This window comes from Nostoc sp. (assembly GCF_036917815.1).
GTDB lineage: Bacteria > Cyanobacteriota > Cyanobacteriia > Cyanobacteriales > Nostocaceae > Nostoc.
This window is the reverse complement of record NZ_JBALEK010000004.1, coordinates 48,963-65,431: the sequence shown is the minus strand read 5'-3', so window position 1 is coordinate 65,431 and position 16,469 is coordinate 48,963. Positions and strand designations below refer to the sequence as shown.

Below are 16,469 nucleotides of genomic sequence, written 5' to 3'. Positions count from 1 at the left end.
AGATATATTAAAAGCAGATAGTGTGGAAGAAATCTTAAAACAGTATGGCTTACCAGAGCGATCGCTGTTGATTAAATGTTTCCGCATCTACCTTTAGAAATACGTTTCTCACAAGAGCGGCACAGAATTATATCTTTATGTGTAAAAACAGGATCTAAAAGTAGCTATGTAGATAATTTCAGTAAAACTTTAAACAATTAGATTGTTGCTAGAAATATTTTTGATTGTAGTATCAGCTACATCAATATTGCAAGCAAGTTAATCGTCGGTAACGTTCAGAAAAGCCGAGTTTCCGCAAGTGAAAATTTATGGAATACCAGATAACAATAAAACTAGATACAAAATTAACGCCGCTCATACGGAAAAATATCTCTTGACACTATTTATCTCTATTGTGGAGAATTTATTAACCGGAAAGACCTCGATCAATAATGATGTTATAAAGTGGCTACCTAGTTTGATCTGAGAAATGAATATTGTTCTTTTTTATCTCCTTTAGCCAAGGATTTGTAGCTAAGAACACAATTGTATTTTGTAATACCTTTTGTCCATAAAATACGCTAATGAGTACAGCGAGATGAATACTTTTTTTTGTTCTGACGATTCACGGCAAGTAGGAGAAGATGTTATTGGTAGCGCCACCAATTATCAAACTTATATTTTAGTTGAGTGTCCTTTACCTTGGACATCAGAAGCCTTTAATTCCAAATGGGTACCTCAGAATTTGAGGATTTTGGTAGAGGAAGTGAAGCGTGCTAAACTACCGATTAGATTCCTCTTAATTGCTAATGATATATCACATAAGGTAAATCATACTACACTTTTGATTTATCAAAAAGAAGAGGGACTAAGTAATGGATACCATAAGCAAGAGTTTAAGCTAGCAAATATTGAACAAGTAGCAGCAGTTGTCCAAAAATCGATCTGGGGTATAAGTTCTAATGCTGAGGTAGAAACTAGTACAACTAGAGATATTTTAGTTTGTACCCACGGTAGCCATGATAAGTGTTGTGCGAGATATGGCGCTCCTTTTTACTTCCATGTTACAGCGAGTAATGCTGATTTGTGCTTAGATAATGTGCGAATTTGGAAATCATCGCACTTTGGGGGACATCGGTTTGCACCAACAGTCATAGACTTGCCAGAAGGAAGATACTACGGTCGTCTTGATCGAGATTCATTTAGAGCAATTTTAACTCGTACTGGCGATATTCAATGCTTACATCAAGTCTATCGAGGCTGGGGAATTCTGCCTGTTGCACTTCAGGTTTTGGAAAGAGAACTAATTCTCTGTAAAGGATGGGATTGGTTTAACTACAAAGTTGCAGGAAAAATTTTAGAGCAAAGTTTAGACAATAATACTATCCTGGCTGAACTAAGTTTTGAACAACCTTCTGGTTCTCTCTACACTTACCAGGCTAAACTTGTGAAAGATGAAACCAAGACTCAACAACTGAAGAGTTCATGTAATGCTACACGAGAGTTGGTAGTTACTAAATATGCTGTGGGTAGTCTTTGGATTACCTCTAGTAAGGTAATGAGTTATAGTACATCAAAGTAGAGAGTTTTTCAACGCAGAGGGACACAGAGTATAGCTGTTCCCATTCAGATGAGGTACAACATTATATCGCAAGGTGTAGGGGCACGGCAGTGCCGTGCCCCTACGGGTGTACCTTACTAGCTTGGGAAATGCTATATTACTAAATATAGTTCGCTCCGAATTAATTAAATACTGTATTTAGTACTAATACTGCACAAATTCGTAAAAAAATCTTTGCGTCCCTCTGTGTTTAAATTCTGGATCAAGATGAAGCCATATTTAAGACTTTTCGTAACAGAACTTGGTCTTCTAATTTGGCTTTTAAACGACCATTTTCGATATCTCTAATCCAGCTTTGGCTTTTACCTGTGAGTTTTGCCAATTCTCTTTGGGAAAGATTCAAATTTTTTCGCGCTTGCAAAATCTGTTCACCCAATAAATCGTTTGTAGCTTTGGGCTTCCTTTTGGCTTTGGCAGTTCTTGTTTTCTTTTTTTCTGATTCTGAAATTTGCTGTTCCCATTCTGGTGGGAGTTCAAAAGCCAAAATCCGCGCATTCATTAGCAGATTCCATTTACCACGGGGGCCTGTGTCTGTGAGGCGAGTTTCAGCACCACCGTCATTAGTCCAAAATTCTAATGCTTCATCTGGATCTTCGGGAAGATCAACTAATTTCGCCCACAAAGGTTGAATTTCTGGTGGGTAAGTAACTGGATCGAAAAGTGGCTTCATTCCATAGTGATTGAGAATTTCCAAATCGCTTTCAAAGGTTCGCAGTAGACGTTTGCGTTCTTCCCGTTGTCTGGATGCAAGGGCAACTTTTTCCTCGCCGTAAGCAATACGCAGCAAGGTAGGAATGGTAATGCGTTGTTCTTTGCCCATTTTGGTTTTAAACAGCAACCACAGCATTAATCGGACTGCGCCTTCATGTTGCTGCCAAATACTCATGACTGTAGTTAACAGCGTTTTGGGGAGACTGCCGTATTGATAGAATGCGGTTCGCTCTTTACAAGCTTGTTTGTTTAAGAAATATTCTGCCCAAATACCTGCTTTTACTTTAAAAGTTAGCCCAATCAGATATTTGCATCCGAGATTGTCTTCTTGAAAGTGGTGCTGAATATCTACTAAGTGCCATAAGCGGCTACCGACAATAGAAAATCCGTTAATTCGACCTTGTTGAGGCCAGTCAATGGAGATAATCAAGGAGCAAGCTTGCTGGACAATATTTTTCATTAAAGCTAGCTTGGCAGCTTTGCTTAAATCTTTGCGTTTCTCCATCCCCAAATATTTCTCGATTTGTCGCTCATCGATCGCAAATTCTTGTTCCCAAGGTTGATCTAAGGCTGTGGCATAAGCTGCAAAAATTAGATGCATACAAGATGCTCTGATGTCAAGCCCCTCAATTGCGGCGATATCTATGGCCTTGTCGTTCACTTTGAAGGGATCTTGGATGTGAAAAGCGATCGCACCTCGCCCTTGATTGACTTGTCGGCTGTAACTGATGTAGCCTTCTTCATCGGTTTCCCAATGTAGAGATGTGCGCTGGGCTAGGACATTACAAGCTTCCCAAATTGCGATCGCAGAAGCAAATGGGTTATTCTTGCCATTAGAAAACAAGTCTAAACTAGTAGCATCTCTCGGTTCAACTTTGCATCTCCCCTTTTTCGCCTGCCAAGGAATGGGAGAATTTATTGGACAAGCTATTACACATTGCGGTTCTGAATAATAGCCCTCACAATTATTACAAAGACCAGGATCAATCCAGTATTCATTGTTCTCTATTCTGATTGCACCCGTAGGACATTGAGGGCGGCAGTTGTCACATCCAACGCAACTGTTGTTAGGAATTGTATAAGGCATAAGGCTCTTTTCCCACTCTAATCGTTGAGATGTCTGTCTCAGGTCTCCCCTGGATGAGTCCTGTTTATTCATGACTCGCTACCACATTATCTTTATGGCGAGAATAATCTTTTCTCACCACACTCATTCCCCACATCCATACTTTGACTTTGCATCCAATAGGAAGCTATTTAAGACTTGAAAATTGAGTCTAAGAAAACTTCTTATTAACTATACATTTCATGAAAAAAATGATTACTTTGTTCGTATTGAGCTTAGGAAAAAAACTTAACATTTATTTAACTACGTACTTAATGAACATTTTAGCTTTGACTATAAAACCTAACTCAAAGTTTGTTGGCAAACTATTTAAACCTACTGCTATTGGACTTTATCGGATTTATTAATAATTTTTATATTTAATGCACGATCATATTCTGCCATAAACTTTACAGTTCCTTCATAAAATAATTATGTTTTTTAATTTAAAAAATAATATTTCTTTTGTCATCATTTCTCTAAATAGTTAAACAAAACTAAATTAGAAATTGTTGCTTTGTAAAACACATATTGCACATATCAAAATGTAATTAATGAACATTTAATTTTGTATATATGTATACTTCTTATCTGTATTTATTTGCCTAAATGTCAAAATATTTGAAAAATAATATCATTACTCTGATAAATATAGTTGCATTTACTAGAAGTAATAGTTAAATCGGCAGTTACACCCGTAGGGGCAAGGCATTGCCGTGCCCCTACACCTCGTTATGTAATGTGGTACCGCATCTGAATGGGAACCGCTATATGTACTTCATGCTCTGCATGGGAACCAGTAATGTTAAAGATTCATAAGAATAATTGGCAATTATTTTCATCTATAAAATGAAATGAAAAACAATTTAGCATTGTGTTCAAAGTCATCGAAATTTGATGAGATAAAAGTAAGTTTTGAATACAAAATAATAAAAGATTAGGATAATATGATGATTAATGCACAAACAGATTTACAGGCAAAATTGCCGAGGATTTATTCATGGCACAACTAACAGGTTTGACATTTGGCGGTAAGGCTTGGACACCAAAATTTGCTCAGGAAATCGACAAGGACAAATGTATCGGCTGTGGCAGATGCGTTAAAGTATGCGGGTACAATGTGCTTGGTTTGAAGGCGCTCAATGAAGAAGGTGAATTTGTAGAAGATGAAGATGATGAAGAAATTGAACGGAAAGTAATGGCAGTTACTTCTCCAGAAAACTGTATTGGTTGTGAAGCTTGTTCACGGATTTGTCCCAAGAACTGCTACACCCATGTTGCATTAAATAATTAAGGTTTTTAGAGTTAGTCAAAATTGTTGTTCATTCCAGGAGGCACTGTTTTTAATCAGCGCCAATGCGCTAGGCAAGGTAACTTGAGGGGAATACTAAATATTTACTGGAATTAATAAAAAGTTCGCAGTAAACAAATCCGTAAATCGTAAATTGTTCGCTATTAACAAATTTAAACTTGCTGCTAATATAGCCTAATCAATATTAGGTCTGACAGTGCCCCTTGGAACAACTAGCTTTTTTGAAAGCAGGGGGCTAACTTTGTGGTATGAGTTGGAATATAATTTGTAATTTTTTGGGGGAAAGATATGGAAAAAATCTGGAAGTTTCCCCCTTTTTTTATGGCTGCACGTTAGAAAGTTAATAAGTGAAAAGGGAATGGGGAATGGGGAATAAATAATATGCTCAGTGTCCAATTCCTAAAACTCAGAAAAGAACACCTCTAAAGACGGTTTACAAAGCAGGTAGCATATATGCAACAAATTCCTGTTTCACTATGGACTCTGGTTGCTGGGATAGTAGTTACAGTAATCAGTATTTGGATTGGTCAGAATCATACTCTGATGCCTGTGCAAGCATCGCTACAAGCGCCTTTGGTAGACGGTTTTTTTAACGTCATGTTTACCATTGCGATCGCACTCTTCTTGGTGGTAGAAGGAACTATTCTAATTTTTTTGGTGAAGTTTCGTCGCCGTCCCGGTGATGATACCGATGGTTTACCAATAGAAGGTAACGTTCCCTTAGAAATCTTCTGGACAGCAATTCCAACAGTGATTGTTCTCCTCTTGGGCATCTACAGTGTAGATGTTTTTAACCGAATGGGCGGTTTTGAGCCTGCCGGTCATCCTCATTCAGCAGCTCATGTTGCTCATCAGCCGGGAACTGCGATTGCCGCTACATTAAGCGATCGCTCTGAAACAACAATTGCCCCGACAATTGGGATCGGCGCATCTCCTGAAACCCTTAACAAACCAGCCGATTTAGTTGTTGATGTCAAAGGCATACAGTACGCCTGGATATTTAATTACCCCGATAGTGGCATTACCTCTGGGGAATTGCACATACCCGTCGGTGCTGATGTGCAACTCAACCTTTCAGCACAAGATGTAATTCATTCATTCTGGGTGCCAAACTTCCGCTTGAAACAAGATGCACTTCCTGGTATTCCCACCGAATTACGATTTGTTGCCACCAAACCAGGTACATATCCCGTAGTTTGTGCTGAATTGTGCGGTGGTTATCACGGTTCAATGCGGACACAGGTAATTGTCCACACACCAGAATCTTATGATAGCTGGCGGACAGAAAACCAGATTGCTCAACAACAAAACCTAAATCAAGTCGTTGCAATTAATCCAGCCGACTTATCAACATCAGAGTTTCTCGCGCCCCACACCCATGAGATGGGAATTAGTGCAGCAACTCTAGATTCATTGGTTATTGGTCATTAGTCATTGGTTATTGGTCATTGGTCATTGGTAATATTATGTCCGCTCAATTAACCATTATTAAGAGGAACCCCACCCCCAACCCCTCCCCGCAAGCGAGGAGGGGAGCAAAAGCTGGGGTGCTTTTACTATGGGGGCGACATTATATAACTGACAAATGATAAAGGACAAATGACAAATGACAAAGGACAAAGACGCCCGGAGGGCGGCTTCCCGTAGGGTAGGACAAAAATATGACGCAGGTAGAATTTCCACGGAATAATCCACCAGAAGAAAATAAACCGGAAACTCTGGTGGCTGGCCACACCTCCCATCCGAAGGCGTGGAAATGGCAAGACTATTTTACATTTAATGTTGACCACAAGGTTATTGGTATCCAATACCTAGTGACCGCTTTTGTGTTCTATCTCATCGGCGGACTGATGGCTGTTGCTCTTCGTATCGAATTAGCAACACCAGATGCAGACTTACTCGACCCCAATCTGTATAACGCTTTCATGACCAATCACGGGACGATTATGATCTTCCTGTGGATTGTCCCTAGCGCCATTGGGGGATTTGGTAACTATCTGGTGCCGTTAATGGTCGGTGCGAGGGATATGGCGTTTCCGAAGCTAAATGCGATCGCCTTTTGGTTAAATCCCCCAGCAGGTGCGCTGATTTTAGGTAGTTTCTTTTTTGGCGGTTCCCAATCTGGTTGGACAGCTTACCCACCTTTGAGTTTGGTGACAGCACCAATTGCTCAAACTATGTGGATACTTGCGATCGTTTTAGTGGGAACTTCTTCAATTTTGGGTTCACTGAACTTTGTGATCACCATTTTGATGATGAAAGTTCCTAGCATGAAATGGGATCAAGTACCCTTATTTTGCTGGGCAATCTTGGCAACTTCACTGCTGGCACTTCTCTCCACACCTGTATTAGCAGCCGGTTTAGTTCTGCTATTGTTTGACCTCAACTTTGGCACCTCCTTCTTTAAACCAGATGCAGGCGGTAACGTTGTAATTTATCAACACTTATTCTGGTTTTATTCTCACCCGGCAGTATATTTAATGATTCTGCCCATCTTCGGCATCATGTCGGAGGTAATTCCAGTTCACGCCCGTAAGCCAATCTTTGGTTATAAAGCGATCGCTTATTCTAGTGTAGCCATCTGCGTTGTGGGTTTGTTCGTCTGGGTACACCACATGTTTACCAGTGGCACACCCGGTTGGATGCGGATGTTCTTCACCATCTCCACCCTCATAGTTGCAGTTCCCACAGGCGTTAAGATTTTTGCCTGGGTTGCTACCCTCTGGGGTGGTAAAATCCGTTTCACCACAGCGATGCTTTTCGCCATTGGCTTGTTGTCGATGTTTGTCATGGGCGGCTTAAGCGGTGTGACGATGGGAACAGCCCCCTTTGATGTTCACGTCCACGATACATATTATGTAGTAGGACATTTCCATTACGTCCTGTTTGGCGGTTCCGTGTTTGGTATTTACGCCGGTATTTATCACTGGTTCCCCAAAATGACCGGACGAATGCTAAATGAAACTTGGGGACGCGTTCATTTCGCCCTCACCTTCATTGGTACTAATCTGACCTTTTTACCGATGCACGAGTTGGGTTTAAAAGGAATGCCGCGACGAGTGGCAATGTATGACCCCCAATTTATCGACCTCAATCAGATTTGTACCTTTGGTTCATTTGTTTTGGGGATATCGGTAATTCCTTTTGCCATCAACATGATCTACAGTTGGCTGAAGGGACCTTTGGCAGGTGATAATCCTTGGCAAGCTTTGACTTTAGAATGGACAACTAGTTCACCACCCGCAATTGAAAACTGGGAAGTGTTGCCGGTTGTGACTCATGGACCTTATGACTACGGGCATAGTACTGAAATACAGCCATCTGCAACACCGCAAGCTAGTGCTTAGTTATGAAATAACTCTTGTGGGGTGGGCATCCTGCCCGCCGTTGATCTAGGGCATGAATTCAGTAATCAAAAACCTAACCCCCCAACCCCCTTCCCTTCAAGGGAAGGGGGAGCAAAACTCCCCTCTCCGCTTGCCTGACGGCAGGCTGATGCCAAGGTCGAGGGGTTGGGGGAGAGGTTTTTCTAGGATTAATGAATTGCTGCGGGTGAGACACCCATCCCACAAGCAAATCAGGACTGTGAGGAATTGAATTGCCCGACGCTTCACTTTTGAGGGTAAATAATATGACCATAGCTACGACAAGCGAAGATCGCAGTGCAGGACACGAAGAACATCCAGATTTAAGAATTTGGGGACTGTTGACGTTTCTCGCCTCTGAATCTTTGATGTTTGGAGGATTTTTTGCCACTTACTTGTTTTTCCGAGGTACTACAGCAGTTTGGCCTCCAGAAGGGAGTGAAGTAGAATTACTTGTGCCAACGATTAACACCATTATTTTGGTGTCTAGTAGTTTCGTCATTCACTTCGGAGATACGGCGATTAAAAAGAATAACGTCAAGGGAATGCAACTGTGGTATGCAATTACTGCACTTATGGGGGCAATTTTCTTGGGTGGTCAGGTTTATGAGTACTCAACATTAGGATATGGACTGACTACCAACGTCTTCGCCAACTGCTTTTATATCATGACAGGGTTCCACGGTTTGCACGTTTTTATCGGACTGTTATTGATCTTACGTGTATTGTGGCGATCGCGTCTTCCCGGCGAATATTCTGCAACCAATCATACATTCATCGAAATGGCAGAAATTTACTGGCACTTCGTAGACATTATTTGGATTGTTCTCTTTACCTTGGTGTACGTTCTTACTTTGTTTTAAATTGGGCATGGGGCAAAGCAAAGACGCGATAAATCGCCGTCTCTACAATAATCAATATTGCGATTTATTGCGTCTCTTGCCTTAAGCGAACCGTATTGCCTGATATCCCTGATCTTCCTTACCTCCATTCAGGAGTTAATTATGCAAGCTAATACAAACAAATTCTCATGGTTCCAGGTTCCAGAAGATATCAAAAATCTATTGATTTTAGCGGCACAAAACTGGGAGAATACATCAGAATCAGAAAAATATATTCAACAAGCCTTAGCACAAACTGGTGAAAATACAGATGTCTTGGTAGCAGCATATAGATTTTTCTATTATAAGAACAATTATTCCCTTGCACTACAAACAACAATCAAATTATTAGATAAAATTAAAGAACTAGAAAAACTCCCTGATGAATGGGAGCAACTTAAGCCGATATTAGTCAATCGCAAAGAAGACCCACAAATTCGATTGTACTTAAATGCTTATGCTGCTTCTGGATTAGTACTAGCCAAGTTAGGAGAAATTGAGCAAGCAAAAGAAATCAGTACTAGAGTCAAACACATAGACGAAAAGAATGATTTTGGTTCTGGGATTTTGCTAGATATTTTGACACGTCCGGCAGAAGAAGACGATTAATTAGTCAGCAATGAAAAGTCAAGGTGAAAATCATGAACAATTGGTTATCTACTAAATCCTATTCTCTATTAGGATCTGCTACTGATAGGAACTCTATCTTCCCTGTAATTACCATACCTACTAAACTTCCTGCGGGTAATATTCCTAATGTCTCACCGATCATTGTGCTCCAATCTTCTCCGTTATCAATTTAAAAGTTATGAAAGGTAGGGATTGGCTGCTAACAGGGGACGGTCAGCATCAAGCCTGTAAATCTGTAAGAGCCTGGGATTTATTGAGAGAAAATTACCGCCTTTATCGGTTTTTAACTGAGGTGGAAGATGTTCTCAATGGGAGTGACAATGAAGCAAATTGTCTCCCAGAAATTCGGATGCTTGTAAGGCGCTTGATTGTAAATTCCTACTGGGTGCAAAGTCAACATTTAGAGCCTTCACCCCAAACGGGAACCTCTGTTTTACTCCTATATGATGAATTGGGTTTTCCATTGACTGTGCAAACAGTAACATTTGCACCGGGAACCCGTTCAAACATTCATAATCATGGAACGTGGGGAATCGTGGCGGTGCTAAAAGGCCAGGAAAAAAATACTTTTTGGCGACGCACCAATAGCCCAGAATTTCAGGACAAAATTGAAGCAACGGGAGAGCTAACTCTCTTCCCAGGAGATATTATTAGCTTTACTCCCGATGCAATTCACAGTGTAGAAGCAGTGGGTGATGAACCAACTGTGACTTTTAATATTTATGGCGAAACCGATCCGAATGAGAGGTTTGAGTTTGACTTAGGTAGCCATAAAGCTAGGAATTTTTAATTTCATCGGTTCGTAGTTGGCGCTAAAGCGCTAAAGAGTAATTAGGAGATTGTTAAATGGCAAGGGTAATTTTCTATAGCAAACCAGGTTGTCAAGGTGGTACTAAGCAAAAAGTTTTGCTCACAGCTGCCGGTCATGAGGTAATAGCATACAACCTGTTAACAGAACCTTGGACAGTTGAGCGGTTGCGTTCATTTTTTGGCGATCGCCCCGTAGCCGAATGGTTTAATCGTTCCTCCCCCAAGGTAAAATCTGGTGAGGTGGTTCCTGAAACAATTGATGCAGAAACCGCTTTGATGCTGATGCTGAGGGAGCCACTGTTAATTCGTCGTCCCTTGTTAGAAATAGGCGACCGCCGCGAGGTAGGATTCGATGTAGAAAAGATTGATGCTTGGATTGGCTTAAAGCCTGTGGACGACTCCTTGCGAGAAATCAGCGAAAATCTGATGAAGGAGGATTTGCAAAGCTGTTCCCACGGTAAGGATCATAGTCATCAACACCATAAGAAAGGTGGCTGTAAGCATTAGGGGATGAGGGGGATGAGGGGGATGAAGAAGTATTTTCTTCCTCATCTCCCCCTACTCGCTCATCTCCCCCTACTCCCTCATCTCCGTCAGCGCACCCCAGCACTTTCTAAAGATAAATCTTGAAACATGGGTGTGCTGAGGTAACGTTCGCCAAAGGAAGGCTGAATCATCACGATTAAACGTCCGGCATTTTCTGGACGTTTACCTACTTGAATTGCAGCACACAAGGCGGCACCAGAGGATATCCCAGACAATAAGCCTTCTTCTTTTGCCAAACGTCGCCCATAAGCGATCGCTTGTTCATCGCTGACTCTAATTACTTCATCAACCAATTCTAGGCGGAGAACATCTGGGATAAATCCCGCCCCAATGCCTTGAATTTTATGTGGCCCGGCTTCACCACCAGAGAGAACTGGGCTATTGCTGGGTTCAACTGCGATCGCTTTAAAAGTCTTTTTGCGCTGCTTAAGTACTTCTGCAATCCCAGTAATCGTCCCACCAGTACCTACCCCAGCAATCACGATATCTACTTCTCCATCTGTATCTGCCCAAATTTCTTCGGCGGTGGTTTCCTGGTGAACCTTGGGATTAGCAGGGTTGCGGAACTGTTGCAGCATAAAAGCATTGGGAGTATTAGCCACAATTTCTTCAGCTTTGCGAATAGCTCCCCGCATTCCCTCAGCGCCTGGTGTCAACTCCAAAGACGCACCATAAGCTTTCAGCATAGCCCGTCGTTCTTGGCTCATCGTCTCAGGCATGGTCAAAATCAAACGGTAGCCACGCGCTGCTGCTACCATTGCTAGAGCGATTCCTGTATTACCGGAAGTAGGCTCTACTAAAATCGTCTTTCCAGGGGAAATTGAGCCAGCCGCTTCTGCTGAAAGTACCATACTTAACCCAATGCGGTCTTTCACCGAAGCCGCCGGGTTCATTCCTTCTAATTTGACAACTATCCTTGCTACTACTCCCTCAGCTTGAGGAATCTTGTTCAGTTGAACTAAAGGAGTTCGTCCGATCAGTTCGGTTACGTCTTGAGCAATCCGCATTTATTTAACTCCTTAAATCCTAAATCTTAGTACAGAGTATTTACTTGTAACAATAAGCTTTTGTATATTTAATTTGCAGTTTAGTGTCAATGAGTGCATATACTATGTATTCTAGCTAAAGCACAAAATATGAAAGTTTAGGAAGAACTTTTATCAGACGTTCCCATTGATTCTCACCTCAGCAGAGGTCTAACTTGCCATCCTGATATTTTACCATTGGGAATTGCTGATTATTGTCTCTGAGACTGAGATTAAATTTCTGAAATTCTGTATATATGAATAATTTTTCTAATTATTTCCTCTTTGTTATGGAAAGATAATTTACTTTCAAAATATTTAATTGCTTTTTTAAATTTATTAGTCTATCTTGATCGGGAGACATTGATAATTTCTTTTGAGTGCAGATTTTTTCAGGCCTAAATTGCATCAAAAACAGTCATTAACCATTGCCCACATTGCTTTTAGGTTGAGTGCAAAAACACCAGAACCCCACCTCGAAAACACTAGAACCCCGTCTGGAAAACACTAGCACCCATACCCCAATGAATTTTTATAAGACTTATCAGATGAGGATTACAGGCTTTGAGTACTATTCTAATGAATTTAATAATCTTAACGGGGCTGGGGTAAACTGTTTTGTGGAGAGCGGCTGATATAAATCGTATAGGATTTACGCAGAGATTCCCCTCTACCCCCCAACATTCCTGAGCGCAAGCTTAGTGAACTAGGGGGGACTTCTTAATCTCTCTTTTGAGAGCAGGATGAAACCAGGTTCTAGAATCTAAGTGCGTTATTTCTGACTGAATAATCCTACGTTTTGTAAAAATGTTGGTAACTTTTCATTAGTCAGTATTCAGTGGTGATTAGAAAAATAACTGATAACTAACAATTGTGAAAATTACCCGTTACACATATTTTAATATCAAAACTGTTTAAAAGGTAGAAATATATAGCTACTTTGGAGAAACAGCAAAAGATATTTTCTTACTGGGTGCATACTACCTAGCAAGGGAGGCCAAGATGAAAGCCAAACTTTTAAATGTTCTTACAGTTTGCGTCGTTACTTTAGCAGTGCTTTCACCAGAACTAGTAGTATTTGGCATAATTTGGGAGCGACATCTGGAGTTAGTAAAATCTCAGAATTTAGCTGCCGAAGTTAACAACACTAATACAGATGCTCTCACCTTGGCTCCCCAGACAGAGGGTACACATTCCCCTCAGACTAGCATTCAATCCTCTGATCGTAATGTGGTTCATCAAATGCTGACTGTTGCTGAACAATATAAATTTGCCAATATCCTGCAATGGTTCTTCTTGTTAACCCCGATTTGTGTTGGGTTAGGGATTCTCTTTTACGACAGATATCTTGTTCATCGTGCTGCTGTTTTAAAAGAACAAGTTGAAATGTTAGAAAGGCTTTGGCGGCAAAGTATCGAACAGTAACCAATTCACAATTTACTCAAATCAACAAAATTACCATGACAGAACAACGCCAACAACTGTATTTTAATCTGATTGATGAGTTACTCAGATGCCCAAATGGTCAAGAACCAGAAATTTTGGAATCTCAGCCAGAATTGATTGATTCTGGCTTAGTACAAACAATGTTACAAGTAGCAACTATGTTTGCCCATGAAGGCAATCAAGATGGTGCCCAATTTTTATTTTTTGTGGCGCGTGAGCTAGCTAAAGAATTGGGTTTATACCCCGAAGTTCCCAATACTGAAGTTGCAAATGCTGAAGTTGTAAATAAGGAGTAAAAATGCTGTTGACTTCAACGGATGCGGGACAAATAGCTTTAGAACTGCTAATGGCAGATTGGAATATTTCAGAAGAAAATAGAGAGTGGTTCACAATCTTTAACTCTCGTCTGATTGGCGAGAGTTGGTACACCGTAGAACTAGGTGTAGAAGGATTTCCTGATAGGTGGTTTCTTCAAGTCTATGACAATGGAGTGTGCGATCCAAACTATACATTTATTTCACCAATCCGTGGTTCTGAAGGATTTGCAGACTTTGTAAATGTACCGGATATCGTCGCAGAAGTCTTAGTTTGTGAACGCAATGCTCGGTAATAATAATTAAAATTCAAAAGTTAGAATTCAATATTGAGATGTGCTAGTTAAATGCATTCTATTTGAATTCATAATTTTCAACATCATAGTATTTGGGAGCATCTCACCTTAGTCTTGATTTCTCATGTAGAACCATAGATTTTGACCCCTCTCCAAACCTCTCCCCGAAGCGGAGAGAGGCAATGAGAAAGCTATTTATAGTTTTTCTCTATTTGTATGAAACCACCCTGCTTGTTAAGGGGGGCTAGGGGGGATCAACAAATATGTGATACTTCTCAGACATCCTCTTAAAACCAATACTTTGATATTTCATTGAATATAAAGATGCTTTACGCAAATCTGAGGTGATACCAAATAAGGTGCACCTCTTTTTTTATGTAATATTTAATATTTTATTTAAACCTAATCAGCTATTTTGTCATATTTAACTGATAAAATTATGTTATATTAAATAGCGTGATGGACGCTACAGAAATATCAGTTCCAATGATTGCTGAAGATATCTTAGCCAAAGAATTCACCAGAGTCCTCAACCACTATTACCCAAAAGTTGGGGAATTACTAGACGGGTGTTATGTGAAAGTCATCACCTGTTTTTGGGGACGACCTGCTAGACGCTTGCAATATATAGGAATTTATTGCTCTGACGAAATGATTTCCTGTGTGCAAGCTCAAAAAGAAATACTCAGAGAAGTAGCAGACAATATGGGTTTAATCCAGGTTGTCTGCATGAATGCCAAGCGATTATTGCGCGATCCGATGTCGAAGGTCAAACAAAACAACCCACGCCTATGGTTGGAGTTGCAGTGGGTTGCAAATTAGTGATTCATCGCATTAATTGAGAGGGATAAATAGGTTTGTAGTAAGCACTTTAGTCGTCAAATATTTAAGCATTAAAATGCTTATTACAAACCTATCGACCACTAGAATAGCCAGCATCTACGGTGAGTACAAAGTATCAACACAAGTAATGAAAACTGGAATTTTCTGCAATTACGATAATTTTCACCAAGATGCTCGTCGTGCCATGTTTGAGCAAGTCGCGCTAGTAAAACAGGCAGAAAGCTTGGGTTTTGAGTCAGCCTGGGTGAGTGAACACCATTTTAGTGAATCCAATCTCAGCCCGTCGATGTTGCTGTTAATGGCACACTTGGCGGGATTGACTTCAACTATCAAATTAGGCACGGCGGCGGTGTTGCTGCCATTCCATAACCCGATTCGGGTAGCGGAAGATATTGCCACTCTGGATAACCTATGCAATGGACGATTACTATTTGGAGTTGCCAAAGGTGGCCCCTTTCCCCAACAAAATAAGCATTTTGCGACACTCCCAAGTGAATCCCGTCCCAAGATGCTAGAGGCGATCGCATTAATCCAAAAGCTGTTATATGAAACTGATGTATCATTTAATGGCAAGTATTATCAATGCGATCGCTTGACAATTTACCCAAAACCATTGCAGAGTCAAATACCAGTGTATGTTGCCACTGGCGGTGATGATGGTATCGAGTTGGCTGCAAAACATTCCTTCAGCTTAATGGGTGGGCCGCCATTTTCCCTAGAGAGATTGAAGGATACTGTTGCCAAATATCGAGCCTTAAATTCTAGTGGTGCGGAAAACTTTGTGCTGGCACGCTTCTTTTTTGTTGGCAAAACATTTGATGAGGCTGTGAGTGAAGCGTTACCTTTCGTTCGCCAATTTAGCCAGAAAATGAAAGCTAATTCGGCTGAAGTATTGAAAAATAGTGCGAATCCCAACCAAAAACCATTCGATCGCACAAATATTTGTTTCGATGAAGATTATTTGATTGAAAATTCAATTATCGGTGATGTGGAGACTTGTCGAGACAAAATCAAGAAATTTCAGGACGAATTAAATTTAGGTACGCTAGCACTCAAACCCTCGTCTGCGGATTTGCAAAAAAACCTGGACAGTTTGACGCGCTACAACCAAGAGGTGCGAAATTATGTCTTCTAAACTATATTTGCTTCCTCCCGATGATTTGCCTCCCACTGAGGTAACGAAACAGGATGGAATGCTGCAAATGGAGCTAGAACAGTCTACAGGCAGATGCTTTTATCTAGCCTGCGATCGCATTACGCGAGTCCTGTTATCTAATTGTCAGTGGTATCTCACCACAAATGCTACCATCCTCACATTAATTATTGATTGCCCTGACTTAGTATCTTACTGGCATATCGTCAGCAATATTCCCCAGTTGGGTAATAGGTTAGAGCGGTTTGCTAGCAATGGCAAAATTCGCGTTTATCCGCCATTTGGCAAAGGAACGCCATTTGAAATCAGCGTAAATGAAATATCAGCTTATCGAGATTGGCTTTGAGGTAAATAAGCATGAACTGGGAATCACACAAAATATAGCTTATTCACTCTTATCGCTGCCTTCCACCCTGTACTTTTAAAGTGCAG

The 16,469-nt window shown here is 40.7% G+C and carries 16 protein-coding genes; 14 read left to right on the top strand and 2 right to left on the bottom strand.

The features are described 5' to 3' along the window. Positions 1–577 precede the first annotated feature (577 nt). Complete coding sequence (locus V7K97_RS01150) at positions 578–1,561, top strand: sucrase ferredoxin (RefSeq protein WP_334798869.1); 984 nt, start codon at positions 578–580, stop codon at positions 1,559–1,561. A gap of 241 nt (positions 1,562–1,802) precedes the next feature. Here V7K97_RS01150 and V7K97_RS01145 read toward each other — a convergent pair whose 3' ends face one another. Then, a complete protein-coding gene (locus tag V7K97_RS01145) occupies positions 1,803–3,398 on the bottom strand; it encodes a helix-turn-helix domain-containing protein (RefSeq protein ID WP_334798868.1) in 1,596 nt (531 codons plus the stop codon). A gap of 1,018 nt (positions 3,399–4,416) precedes the next feature. On the opposite strand from V7K97_RS01145, the gene fdxB reads away from it, so the two are divergent. From fdxB to V7K97_RS01110, 7 genes are all read left to right on the top strand, one after another. Next, positions 4,417–4,710 carry a ferredoxin III, nif-specific gene (fdxB, locus tag V7K97_RS01140; protein ID WP_190730863.1) on the top strand — a complete coding sequence of 98 codons (294 nt, stop codon included), beginning with the start codon at positions 4,417–4,419 and terminating at the stop codon, positions 4,708–4,710. A 471-nt stretch (positions 4,711–5,181) separates the two neighbouring features. Further along, positions 5,182–6,159, top strand: coding sequence for a cytochrome c oxidase subunit II (locus V7K97_RS01135; protein WP_334798867.1), 978 nt, complete (start codon positions 5,182–5,184; stop codon positions 6,157–6,159). Between the two features lie 230 nt (positions 6,160–6,389). Then, positions 6,390–8,075 carry a cytochrome c oxidase subunit I gene (gene ctaD / locus V7K97_RS01130; protein ID WP_334798866.1) on the top strand — a complete coding sequence of 562 codons (1,686 nt, stop codon included), beginning with the start codon at positions 6,390–6,392 and terminating at the stop codon, positions 8,073–8,075. Between the two features lie 284 nt (positions 8,076–8,359). Beyond that, complete coding sequence (locus tag V7K97_RS01125) at positions 8,360–8,956, top strand: cytochrome c oxidase subunit 3 (protein ID WP_334798865.1); 597 nt, start codon at positions 8,360–8,362, stop codon at positions 8,954–8,956. Between the two features lie 141 nt (positions 8,957–9,097). After that, positions 9,098–9,583: a hypothetical protein gene (locus V7K97_RS01120; RefSeq protein ID WP_334798864.1), complete on the top strand. Its 486-nt coding sequence runs from the start codon at positions 9,098–9,100 to the stop codon at positions 9,581–9,583. A gap of 199 nt (positions 9,584–9,782) precedes the next feature. Beyond that, the gene (locus V7K97_RS01115) at positions 9,783–10,394 is read left to right on the top strand and encodes a cupin (protein WP_334798863.1); all 612 of its coding nucleotides are present in this window, start codon (positions 9,783–9,785) and stop codon (positions 10,392–10,394) included. A 56-nt stretch (positions 10,395–10,450) separates the two neighbouring features. Beyond that, entirely contained in the window at positions 10,451–10,921 is a 471-nt protein-coding gene (locus V7K97_RS01110) for an ArsC/Spx/MgsR family protein (protein ID WP_334798862.1), read from the top strand. Between the two features lie 86 nt (positions 10,922–11,007). Here V7K97_RS01110 and cysK read toward each other — a convergent pair whose 3' ends face one another. Next, a complete protein-coding gene (gene cysK / locus V7K97_RS01105) occupies positions 11,008–11,967 on the bottom strand; it encodes a cysteine synthase A (protein ID WP_334798861.1) in 960 nt (319 codons plus the stop codon). Between the two features lie 1,020 nt (positions 11,968–12,987). Here cysK and V7K97_RS01100 point away from each other — a divergent pair. The 6 genes from V7K97_RS01100 to V7K97_RS01075 all read left to right on the top strand — a co-directional run bounded on the left by V7K97_RS01100 (position 12,988) and on the right by V7K97_RS01075 (position 16,383). Then, a complete protein-coding gene (locus tag V7K97_RS01100; RefSeq protein WP_334798860.1) occupies positions 12,988–13,410 on the top strand; it encodes a hypothetical protein in 423 nt (140 codons plus the stop codon). A gap of 35 nt (positions 13,411–13,445) precedes the next feature. Further along, the gene (locus V7K97_RS01095) at positions 13,446–13,727 is read left to right on the top strand and encodes a hypothetical protein (RefSeq protein WP_334798859.1); all 282 of its coding nucleotides are present in this window, start codon (positions 13,446–13,448) and stop codon (positions 13,725–13,727) included. A gap of 2 nt (positions 13,728–13,729) precedes the next feature. Then, positions 13,730–14,041, top strand: coding sequence for a hypothetical protein (locus V7K97_RS01090; RefSeq protein WP_334729052.1), 312 nt, complete (start codon positions 13,730–13,732; stop codon positions 14,039–14,041). 459 nt (positions 14,042–14,500) lie between these two features. Beyond that, on the top strand, positions 14,501–14,863 hold the full coding sequence (locus V7K97_RS01085) for a hypothetical protein (RefSeq protein WP_334798858.1): 363 nt from the start codon (positions 14,501–14,503) through the stop codon (positions 14,861–14,863). 148 nt (positions 14,864–15,011) lie between these two features. Further along, entirely contained in the window at positions 15,012–16,019 is a 1,008-nt protein-coding gene (locus tag V7K97_RS01080; RefSeq protein ID WP_334798924.1) for an LLM class flavin-dependent oxidoreductase, read from the top strand. Continuing rightward, positions 16,009–16,383, top strand: a complete 375-nt coding sequence (locus V7K97_RS01075) for a hypothetical protein (protein ID WP_322667938.1) — start codon at positions 16,009–16,011, stop codon at positions 16,381–16,383. Before V7K97_RS01080 ends, V7K97_RS01075 begins: the two co-directional genes overlap by 11 nt. The last annotated feature ends 86 nt before the right edge of the window (positions 16,384–16,469 follow it).

Bases quoted from the DNA above. Each gene is read 5' to 3' on its own strand.
- V7K97_RS01150 (WP_334798869.1), top strand. From the start codon at position 578: ATGAATACTTTTTTTTGTTCTGACGATTCACGGCAAGTAGGAGAAGAT.
- V7K97_RS01145 (WP_334798868.1), bottom strand. From the start codon at position 3,398: ATGCCTTATACAATTCCTAACAACAGTTGCGTTGGATGTGACAACTGC.
- fdxB (WP_190730863.1), top strand. From the start codon at position 4,417: ATGGCACAACTAACAGGTTTGACATTTGGCGGTAAGGCTTGGACACCA.
- V7K97_RS01135 (WP_334798867.1), top strand. From the start codon at position 5,182: ATGCAACAAATTCCTGTTTCACTATGGACTCTGGTTGCTGGGATAGTA.
- ctaD (WP_334798866.1), top strand. From the start codon at position 6,390: ATGACGCAGGTAGAATTTCCACGGAATAATCCACCAGAAGAAAATAAA.
- V7K97_RS01125 (WP_334798865.1), top strand. From the start codon at position 8,360: ATGACCATAGCTACGACAAGCGAAGATCGCAGTGCAGGACACGAAGAA.
- V7K97_RS01120 (WP_334798864.1), top strand. From the start codon at position 9,098: ATGCAAGCTAATACAAACAAATTCTCATGGTTCCAGGTTCCAGAAGAT.
- V7K97_RS01115 (WP_334798863.1), top strand. From the start codon at position 9,783: ATGAAAGGTAGGGATTGGCTGCTAACAGGGGACGGTCAGCATCAAGCC.
- V7K97_RS01110 (WP_334798862.1), top strand. From the start codon at position 10,451: ATGGCAAGGGTAATTTTCTATAGCAAACCAGGTTGTCAAGGTGGTACT.
- cysK (WP_334798861.1), bottom strand. From the start codon at position 11,967: ATGCGGATTGCTCAAGACGTAACCGAACTGATCGGACGAACTCCTTTA.
- V7K97_RS01100 (WP_334798860.1), top strand. From the start codon at position 12,988: ATGAAAGCCAAACTTTTAAATGTTCTTACAGTTTGCGTCGTTACTTTA.
- V7K97_RS01095 (WP_334798859.1), top strand. From the start codon at position 13,446: ATGACAGAACAACGCCAACAACTGTATTTTAATCTGATTGATGAGTTA.
- V7K97_RS01090 (WP_334729052.1), top strand. From the start codon at position 13,730: ATGCTGTTGACTTCAACGGATGCGGGACAAATAGCTTTAGAACTGCTA.
- V7K97_RS01085 (WP_334798858.1), top strand. From the start codon at position 14,501: ATGGACGCTACAGAAATATCAGTTCCAATGATTGCTGAAGATATCTTA.
- V7K97_RS01080 (WP_334798924.1), top strand. From the start codon at position 15,012: ATGAAAACTGGAATTTTCTGCAATTACGATAATTTTCACCAAGATGCT.
- V7K97_RS01075 (WP_322667938.1), top strand. From the start codon at position 16,009: ATGTCTTCTAAACTATATTTGCTTCCTCCCGATGATTTGCCTCCCACT.